The sequence below is a fragment of the uncultured Demequina sp. genome (genome assembly GCF_913055775.1).
Classification (GTDB): Bacteria; Actinomycetota; Actinomycetes; order Actinomycetales; family Demequinaceae; genus Demequina.
Genome location: NZ_CAJXJX010000108.1, coordinates 1 through 9381 on the forward strand (window position 1 = coordinate 1; position 9381 = coordinate 9381).

Consider the following 9381-nt stretch of genomic DNA (forward strand, 5'->3'; position numbering starts at 1 on the left):
GCGGAGCGCGGTGCCGCCGTCGAGCGCCGCGACGCCGCGTCGCAGGGTGACCTCGAGCTCGACCGTCACCTCGGCATACAGGGCGCACAGCACGGTGGGAGTGGCGTGGACAGGCGCGAGGGGCGCGAGCGCGTCGCCGATCCGCCCGGCGAGGCTCACGGACGGCCGCGGGCAGGGTTCGTCGGGGCGGTCGGGAACGACGACGATGCCGACGCTGCCACGGGAGCGGCCGCCGCTGCCGTCCGTGTGGGGCAGGCACCGCACGGCGGCTACCTCAGGAAACGCGATCGCGACGTGCTGCTCGTAGTCCCACGGCGTGACGGCGCGTCGGCGGTGACGCACGATGCCTGAGGCGCGCGTCGCGTAGTGCGTATCCGTCTCTGGCCCACGCCCCTGAACGCTCGCGAGGTTGGTGACCTTCGTGATGCCCGGCACCGTCGCGACGGTGCCCTTGATCGCTCCGGCCACCAGCGGGGTCTGAGGCGTGGGATCCGCGCTCGGGTCGGGCGCCGTCGACACATACGCCGCGATCACCGCGTCGAGGACGATCTGCAGGACTGTGCCGAGCCGGTCTGGCGCGTGCGTGACGAGCCGGATCCAGCGCCCGCGCTCCGCGTCGGCGCCGCCGTGGCGCGGGCAGCCCTCGGCCCAGCCCTCGGGCGCGACAAAGCGCAGCAGGCCGGACTCGCGCAGCGCGTGGGTGCCATCGGCCACGGGGAGCGGACGCCACGCGGCGCCGTCCCACCATTCCCACCGCGCATCGGGCTCCTGGCCGTCGCCGCAGGCGGCAGCCGAGTCGACGCCGACGTAGATGGAGACGCTCGAGCCGGCGGCGGACACCGGGATGTCGAGCCCGAGCGCGAGCATTCCCGCGTGGCCGTCGGGAGAGACATCGGTGTGGAAGGGACTCCACGGCTGAGCCTCGGGCTTGGTGCGACGGATCCACCCGTTGACCGACTCGACGCCATCGGGGCGCACTTCCTTGGTCGTGTAGGTGAGGCTGATCTCGGTGACGATCGGCGGCGTGGGCGGCAGGGGCATCGGTCCCGGCGTCGTCATCCACGAGGCTGCGTCGCCGGCGAAGTCCGCCACGCGGGACAGATACGACGTCCAGCCGAAGTCGCCTTCCGACAGGAAGGCGCGGATGTAGTGACCCTCCTGGCCGCCGATGGACGTCGGGCGGGAGCCCATCCCGCCGCCGATGCTCGCGCCGGTCACGCTCGACAGGGACGAGCGCGTGGCGAAGCTCTCCCACCATTCCGTGGTGCGGCGTTGCCACTTGAGCGTCGGGTCCGGGTCGGGGTCCGCGAGGTACTCGTAGAGCGGCCCGACCTCGGCGACCACGTCGTTCATGGCGTCGTCGCCCGAGAAGGTCGAGATGAAGCCCAGCAGGTGGGAAGCGGCGACCTCGTTCGTGTAGCCGGGGATCCCGCCGGCGGTGAGGTACTTCGTCACGGCGCCGCCGCTGTCGGACAGCACGGACAGCGCGATCGTCAGGGTCGCCAGGCGCTTGGAGAAGGCCTCGTCCGAGCGCACGTAGAACGCGTCGCCGCGCTTGGCGACGGGGCCGAAGGGCTGGAACTCCTTCGTCACGTCCAGCCGGCCGTCGTTGTAGTAGCCGGCCTCGGGCGCGAACTCGCTGCGCGAGGTGACCTTGAGCCACAGGCCCGAGAACGTCATGGCGGTCGGGACTGCTGACCCGTCGGGCACGTAGCCCTCGATCCAGCAGGGCTCGCCGGGGACGCCGCAGGCCTCCTGGAGCGTCACGGTGACGTGGTCCCCGGAGACCGAGCCTGTGGTGTCGCCCACGGTGCCGTCGGGCCGCGGATAGCGCCACCGGAGGTCCCCGAGCTGCAGCGGTGCAGGCGCGCCCTCGAAGCGCAGCCGCAGGCTGAGATGGCCGCCGTCGAAGCGCATCACCTCCGAGTGGATGCGCACGCGGTGGTCGGCGGGCGCTCCGTCTGAGGGGTCGAGGGGGAAGGACCCCGCCTCACCGACCACGCCGCCGGAGCCGCCGGGCGTCTGCGAGCGCGCCGCGACCAACTGCGCCCCGTGGGCGGTCAGTGCATCTGCGGTGGCGTAGCGCCGCTCGACACCGTAGGCGTCCTTGCCCCCGCGCAGCAGCGTGCCGGTGGCGAGCACCGCCGGCGCCAGCGCTGGGTCGACCGTAGCGTGGGCGACGACGGTGTCGGGAACGACGGGCAGTCGCTCCAGGCCGAGGATCCGCTCGAGCCACTCGACGTGGAGCGCGTCGGGGACCCGCGCGAGGTGGGCGTCTGCCTCAACCACCTCGTCCGCGAGTGCGGCCAGAAGCGCGCGGTCGGGGTCGCTGGGGCGCGTCAGGTCGTCGCCGCTGAACAGGGCGTCGTGCCACGTGTGCGACGGCCCAAAGGCGGTCAGGCGCGCGGTGTCGGCCATCGCTGCGATGACATCGGTGCGGGTGCGGGTCACTCGGCCACCTCCACGTAGAAGGGCACGATGAGACTGTCGGGGCGGCGGTGGCGGTCGATGCGGTAGTCGATGCGCACGTCGATGCGGTCGTCCGCGGCGCCCGCGGGGACTGCGGTCACGCCATCGACGATCACTCGGGGCTCCCACAGCAGCAGCGCGCGCTCCACGTCGTGCGCGAGCCGGTGGCAGGTCTCGACGGTGCGGCTCTCGAAGACGTAGCGGTCCACTCCCGCGCCGAGGGTGGGGCGCATCACCCGCTCGCCGAGCGAGGTGCGCAGCACCAGCCGCATCGCCTCCTGGACATGCGGGACACCGTCGTTGAGGTCGAGCGTCGCGCCGGCCGGGTGGCCCTCGCGCGCCTCATGCATCTCCCAGCGCGGCGGGAAGGCCCACCCGCGGCCCACATGGGGGTAGTCGACGGCACTCATGCGATCACCACCGTCGGATCCCCGACCGGCACGGATGCACCGCAGCCGCAGACGTCGCTCGCCCGCAGCGCGGGCCGACCCTGGACCATCACTGTGGCGGAGCCCATGACGAACGGCGACGACGGGATGTGCGCGGGCGGCGGGATGGGGCAGACGTGCATGTCGCCGAGCACGGCCGCAGGCATGCCGCCGATGAGCACGGTCGGCACGCCGGGGCCGACAACTGTGCCGCCGTGGGCGGTGACGTCGCCGACGCGCGCTGCAGCAGGCATCGTTCCTCCCTAGTTGATGTTGACGAGCGCACCCTTGAGCCCGAGCACTGCCGACGCCTCAAGGTCGAACGATCCCGAGCTCTCGAATTTGGACGATGCGGACGCCTTCGAGGTGAACTGCAGCCCCTCGATCGCGACGGTGCCGCCTGCCTTGAGCGTGATGTCCTGGGCGGCGTCGAGGGTGATACCTGCGTCGTCGAGCACCACGGTGCTGGAGCCGTCGGTGAGGGTGATGGCGCCCGCGTCGTCGTCGAGGGTGAGCGTGCGCGCGGCGCCGGGGGTCTCGATGGACACGGACGGCTTCTCGTCGTCGAACACGAGCCGCAGGCCGGCGGGTGTGACGACGGCGCGCACGTGGTTGTCGTCGTCGCTCACGTACGGCGGGCCCTGCACGCCGTTGTACAGCGTGCCGAGCACGACGAGGGCGCCCGCCTCCGCGTCGACGCACCCGACCACGACCTCCTGACCGATGCTCGGCGTGAACACGGCGCCGCAGTCCTCGCCAGCGTCGAGAGATGCCACCCGCGCCCACACGCCGTCCCCGGCGTCTCCTCGCCACGGCATGCGCACGCGCACTCGGTTGAGACCCTCAGGGTCGTCGAGCGAGGCGACGATGCCCAGCGACAGCGAGCCGTCCGAGCGAGGCGCCCGCGGCTGCACCCGCGGCGGTGAGCCCACCTGCAGCTCGGTGGCGTAGCCGTGGGACGAGACGCGGTGGCGAGTAGCGGTGACGAAGTGTGGGCCCGACATGCGCTCGCCGACGCCCGCGATGGTGATCCACTGGTCGCAGCGGATCGCCGGGTTGCCGACGATCGTCGCGGTGCCGTAGCAGTGGCCGAGCACCGCCCCGCGCTGGCGGCCCGCGGCGCGCGCTGCGGCCTCGGCCGCGTCGGCGATGGCCGGGGAGCCGCGCCGTTCGTCGCGCAGCGGCCAGCCGGTCTCGTCCGCTGCGGCCTCGTGGTCGGGCCGCTCGCCGATGTCGAGCTCTGCCTGCGCCTGGGTCGCCTCCGACTCGATCGCCTCGAGGGTGCCCCGCTCCCATCCGGCCGCGGTCGTGGACGTGACAGCGCCCGCCACGTCCTGCGTGAGGTGCAGCTCCGTGATGTTGAGCCCGTGTTCGAGCTCGTGCGCCGCCTCCGCGCTCGCGGGCGGCCGATGCGTGAGCACGTCGCCCCGCACGTAGGTGACCCAGCCGAGCTGGCTGGCACGTGCGGTGAGGACGTCCCAGTCGCAGCGTCGGTCCGTGACGACCGCGGCGCGCGTCACCCCGGCCGCCGTATCGGCGGTCAGTCCGTAGTCGGAGGCGATCGCGCTGGCCACGTCCTCGTCGGTGACGTCCTCGAACTGGCGCGAGCGCGGCAGGCGGTCCAGCAGCACCGAGCGCGAGCGCGCCTCGACCCTGAGCACGGGCCTGCCGCCCCGGGGAAAGTGGGTGGTGAGCGACGTGATGACGCCGTCGAACACTGTCTCGAGGGCGCTGTGGTAGCCGACGAGCACCTCGACGGCGGCGCCCGGAGTGAAGGGTCCGTCGTCGCTGTGGCGCACCTCGCGCGTGTCCGGGTCCCAGTTCTGCACCAGCACGGTGAGGCGTCCGTGGCGCCCCACCTCGTCGGAGGCGTCGATGTCGATCACGTCCTGGTGCACGCCAGCGTCGACCGCGGCGCCGTCGACCCGGATCTCGAACTCCGGCCGGTCGGGCGTCGCGTCGGTCCCGTAGCGCGTCATCGGCCCTTGTCCTTAGGCGGCAGCAGGAGAGTCTGGCCTGCGACGATGCCGCGGGGATTGCGCAGATCGTTGGCCTCGGCGAGCGGTCGCCAGAACGCCGGGTCGCCGTACACGCGGTGGGCGATGGCGTCGAGAGACTCGCCCTCGCTCACCAGCCATGTCTGGAACAGATCGGGTGACTCGCGGCGCTCCTCCGCCTTGAGCTTCTCGGGGCCCACCACCCCTTTGAGCGACAGGGACACCGCGACCCGCAGCGGCTGTCCGTCACGGTCGAACAGCTTGTAGGACAGGTCCACCTGGCGCACGGCGCCCTCGAAGCGGAGGGCGCCCCACTCGACGCGCACGTAGTACGGCTGATGCAGGCCCGGGGTGAAGCGAGTCATCTCGAGCAGGCGGTCGAGTTGGTCGGCGAGGGTGGACTTGTCCGCGACCACGCCGGTGCCGTCGAGGATCATGTCGATCTTGAGGTCCTCGGGCTTCGTGTGGGAGTAGGACTGCTGGGGCGCGGATGCGCCGGCCGATGCCTCCTCCGCGTACTCGTGCGCCCGCGAGTAGCCGATCTCTGTGGGGTTGAGCATCGCCTGCCACGGCTCGTCGGCCGCGGTATCGAACTCCTGATCCTCGAATGGCGTGATCCGGAGCTTCGTGAGCTGCGTGGTCTCGAGCATCACACGTCCCATTCCCGGCGCAGCGTCTCGAGCACCCGCTCGGTGGCGCGGCGCACGACGTCCTCCACGTCCACGGGCGCCGAGCCCTGGCTCTGCCCGCCCTCGGGAGCGTTCGCCACGACCACCTCGGTCACGATCTCCCCGATCACCACGGCCATGCTCAGGCCCCCGCCTTCGCGAGCAGCAGGCCGTGATGGGCGATCTCGAGGGATTCCACCGCGACCGCGCTGGACTGGGCGTCGAGCTCGGGTCCTGTGAGCTTGACCGGCCACGCGCGGCGGAACGCCCACACCTTGACCGCTGTGAGCTCGTCGTCCACGGTGGACATGAGCGACACCTGCCCGTCGCGCGGGAGAACGAAGCCCCCGACGAGGTACTCGAAGAACCAGTCCCACAGCTCGCGCGCGGGCCCCACCCCCTGGGTGAGCACCAGGTTGGGGAACGAGGCGCGCGCCGGCAGCCGATGAGCGAAGCGGTTCTCTCCGCCCTCGAGGTACTCCTCCACGCCGACCTCCCCGGCCAGCCCCGCGCACTTCGAGAAGCTCACCGAGGCAAGGCCGTCGATGGCCAGCACGAAGTGCGCTCCCAGGAAGGGAAGCGTCGCGGGGGCGGTCTCGGGCTGCATCGGCCTACGGCACCTCGATCGCGATGCCCTCGCACGCGAACTCGACAGTCTCGATGGCGATCTCATTGCCTGAGGACTTGAGGCCCGGGCCCTCGATCTTCACCGGCCACGCGGCCTGGATCTTCCACGTCATGACCGGGTCGCGGGTCTCGTTGAGCAGACTCACGGTGACGTCTCGGCGGGCCACAGTGCCCGCTTGGATGGTGTGGTACCAGTCGAACAGGCCGTTGCCCGCCTCTGCGGGCGCAATGCCGCGCTTGAGGGTGACGTTGCTGAACTTCTTCAGCCCGGGGATCTTCTGGACCGTGAGCGCCTTGTCGGCGCCGCCCCGGTACTCGATCGCCTCGGCCTCCATGGTGAGGCCGCTCACCTCCGAGAAGTTCGAGGTGTTCTGCGAGTCTCCCCAGCTCACCTCGAAGTGGAGGGTGGTCATGGGATACATGTCGTGCTCCTTGGTTGGGTGGGTCTACTCGGACAGCCGCTTGTGGCTGAAGCGGAACACCACGAACTCGGCGGGCTTGGCGGGCGCGATCGCGACCTCCGTGATGACCAGCCCGAGGTCGATGTCGGTCTCCTGCATGGTTTCGCCGAGCCCCACGCGAACCCGGTACGCCTGCTCGGGCGACGTGCCTGCGAGGGCCCCCGACCGCCACAGCTGGTCGAGGAAGTTCTCAAGCGAGACCTTGATGCGGATCCACGTCGCCGCGGTGTTCGGCTCGAAGACCACCCACTGGGTGCCGCGCTCGACGCTGGTCTCGACGAAGTTGAACAGCCGCCTCACGTTGACGTAGCGCCACGTCGTGTCGTCGGTGGCGTTGCGCGCGCCCCAGATCCGTGTCCCTCGGCCGGGGAAGGCGCGGATGAGATTCACCGACGCGGTGTTGAGCGGATCCTGGCGGCGCTGGGTGTAGGACTCGGTGAGCCCGACGATGCCCTTGACGCGCTCGTTGCCCGGCGCCTTGTGCACGCCGCGCTCGCGGTCCGTGCGCGCCATGACGCCGGCGACGAAGCCCGAGGGAGGGACGGTCGTGAAGCGATCGGTCGAGTCAGGGTCGATCGTGACGATCGCGAGATGCGGCGCGAAGAGCGCCGCGTACGTGCTCGACAGGTTCGTGTTGCGCCAGTTCAGCAGCTCCGAGTCCACGGTCGATGGCGGCCCCGAGAAGTCGGGCGCGTCGATGATCGCGAACTTGCGGAACTCCTCCGCGTGGGTCACCACCGCGCCCACGAGGTCGGCCTGCAACAGGGGATCCGTGATGGTGACCGTGTCGGGGCACATCAGCATCGCAGGCTCGGGCTCCTTCTCCAATTGCTCGAGACCAGCCTTGTAGTCCGCGTTGGCGGGCACCGCGTCCACGCCCGCCTGCGTCGCTACGGCGAGCGCCGGCATCGACGTCGCCGAGATCGCCGGCGCCCCCGGCGCGCGGGGTGCGACGGTGACGTAGGCCGAGACTCCGTTGATCACGTCGTCCTTCGCGTAGTACTGCGGATGGGCTGTCGACAGCGACAGTCCGGTGAAGGTCTCGACGGGGGCGCCGCCGTCGGAGACGGTGAGGGCGAATCGCATGGGGAAGAAGGCCGTGGGTACGAACGCCAGGAGCGGGAACCGGCCCGCATCGGGGTTGGCGGCGGCGCTGATGTTCGTCGTGTCCGCGAAGTCCAGGACGTACGTGCGACCGGTGGCGTGCGTGACGTCGGTGACGCGCAGCACGTCGCCGTCGAAGTCGACGAAGTCGCCGATGCGCGGCTCGACCGCGCAGCGCACCACCACGCCAGCCGAGGCGTCGCCCGGGAGAACGAAGCGCGCGCGGTCGTACGTGCTGGTGAGCGCGTCCCCCGCGGGCGTTCCCGCGGCCGGACCGGTGCGCTCGACGGTGGAGGTCACGCCTGGGCCGGTCAGCTCGATCGTGGTGCCGACGGGCAGGAAGTCGAAGCGCGACAGCACTCCGGCGACGTCGCCCGGCGTGAACGGCGTGATGGCCTCGTCGTAGATGGCGACGCGCACCTGCGCATCGATCGTGACGGCGCCCGCGGGCACGTCCTGGCCGCCTGACATGGCGAAGTTCGCGCCGCCCCAGGCGGCCGCGGCGCCGTTGCTCAGGGTCGCCCGCGCATCGGCCATCTGCATGTCGGCGTTGCGCGGGCGCAGGTCATCCGGCAGCTGCCAGGTCACGTCGCCCAAGCTGAAGGTGGAGCCGGACGCTGAGGCGAGCGTGCCCGCGAACGTGGCGCGGCGGCGGGCCAGCGTGGCGGCCGGCACGGCCGCGCCCAGCGCGGCCGCGAGCGTGAGCCGCAGCCCCGAGCCGACCTTCTCGACGGCGTCGACCAGCACCGAGTCGCGCGAGCCGTCGGGGTCCCGGATCACGAGCAGATCGCCAGCCTTGATGCCCGAGGCGGCGGGCAGGGTCAGCGTGGCTGAAGCGGGTGCCTGGACGGCGACCACGTCGCCCGCCTCGAGCGCGACGGCCGCGGCGGCCGTCACGGTGAGTGCTGCGGCATCGACCGAGTCGACGGTCGCGTCTACCGAGCCGGACGCGCCGTCGAGCAGCACCACGGCGTCGCCGGGGGCAATGCCGCCGCTCGACTCGACGGGGACCACGACGCTGCCGGCCGGCTCAGTCACCGGAGCCGACACGACCGCCCGGGCCAGCGACCCGGCGCCGCCGCCGGTGTCCGGTGCGACGGAGAGCGAGACCTCGGAGGTCCACGCGCCTCCCGACGTGGCGGTCGCCACGAAGGAGGTCGCGGGCGTGCCGTCCTGAATCTCCCACGCGGCCGCCTGCGAGTCGTCGACCCTCACCACCCACGCGGCGGGGCCTCCGTTCTCGAAGAATCCGTAGATGGACTCGGCGGTGAAGCCGGCGCCGTGGGCGGCGCCGAAGGTGCGGACGAAGTCGGCCCAGCCGGTGATGCGGGTGGGGGTCATGTAGGGGCCCTTGCGGGTGTTGCCGACGACGGCGACGACGCTCGTCGAGGCTGCGGCGATCGGCTGGGGCCCCGCAGGGACCTCCTCGATGTACACGCCTGGTGATTGATAGGTCACGATGCCCTCCTCAGGCAGCGAGTCACGTGGTGTCGACCGCGTGGACTCGGGTGGTGGTGCGATCAAAGTCCACCGCGACCTGACGCAGCAGACTCCCGTCGACCAGGAGGTCGGCGGGCAGGTAGGCGGCGGTCCAGGTGGCCGCCACGGCTTCGTACGTCCCCGGAGC

Annotated in this window: 9 protein-coding genes; all 9 read right to left on the reverse strand. The window is 71.6% G+C overall.

Features of this window, described 5'->3' with window-relative positions; translation table 11 throughout:
• The coding region (locus QZ483_RS10670; RefSeq protein WP_297083797.1) for a baseplate J/gp47 family protein at window positions 1-2451 on the reverse strand (2451 nt) is incomplete at its 3' end.
• Complete coding sequence (locus QZ483_RS10675; RefSeq protein ID WP_297083799.1) at window positions 2448-2879, reverse strand: GPW/gp25 family protein; 432 nt, start codon at window positions 2877-2879, stop codon at window positions 2448-2450. The genes QZ483_RS10675 and QZ483_RS10670, both read right to left, overlap by 4 nt.
• The gene (locus QZ483_RS10680; protein WP_297083801.1) at window positions 2876-3151 is read right to left on the reverse strand and encodes a PAAR domain-containing protein; all 276 of its coding nucleotides are present in this window, start codon (window positions 3149-3151) and stop codon (window positions 2876-2878) included. Before QZ483_RS10680 ends, QZ483_RS10675 begins: the two co-directional genes overlap by 4 nt.
• A 9-nt stretch (window positions 3152-3160) precedes the next feature.
• The gene (locus QZ483_RS10685; protein WP_297083803.1) at window positions 3161-4876 is read right to left on the reverse strand and encodes a phage baseplate assembly protein V; all 1716 of its coding nucleotides are present in this window, start codon (window positions 4874-4876) and stop codon (window positions 3161-3163) included.
• On the reverse strand, window positions 4873-5544 hold the full coding sequence (locus QZ483_RS10690; protein WP_297083805.1) for a LysM peptidoglycan-binding domain-containing protein: 672 nt from the start codon (window positions 5542-5544) through the stop codon (window positions 4873-4875). The genes QZ483_RS10685 and QZ483_RS10690 overlap by 4 nt, the downstream gene beginning before the upstream one ends.
• Window positions 5544-5702: a hypothetical protein gene (locus QZ483_RS10695; RefSeq protein WP_297083807.1), complete on the reverse strand. Its 159-nt coding sequence runs from the start codon at window positions 5700-5702 to the stop codon at window positions 5544-5546. The genes QZ483_RS10690 and QZ483_RS10695 overlap by 1 nt, the downstream gene beginning before the upstream one ends.
• Window positions 5703-5704: 2 nt before the next feature.
• A complete protein-coding gene (locus QZ483_RS10700; RefSeq protein ID WP_297083810.1) occupies window positions 5705-6169 on the reverse strand; it encodes a phage tail protein in 465 nt (154 codons plus the stop codon).
• Between the two features lie 4 nt (window positions 6170-6173).
• Window positions 6174-6611 (reverse strand): phage tail protein, encoded by a 438-nt coding sequence (locus tag QZ483_RS10705; RefSeq protein WP_297083811.1) that lies wholly within the window; start codon window positions 6609-6611, stop codon window positions 6174-6176.
• 24 nt (window positions 6612-6635) lie between these two features.
• Window positions 6636-9212, reverse strand: coding sequence for a phage tail sheath subtilisin-like domain-containing protein (locus QZ483_RS10710; protein WP_297083813.1), 2577 nt, complete (start codon window positions 9210-9212; stop codon window positions 6636-6638).
• Window positions 9213-9381 lie beyond the last annotated feature (169 nt).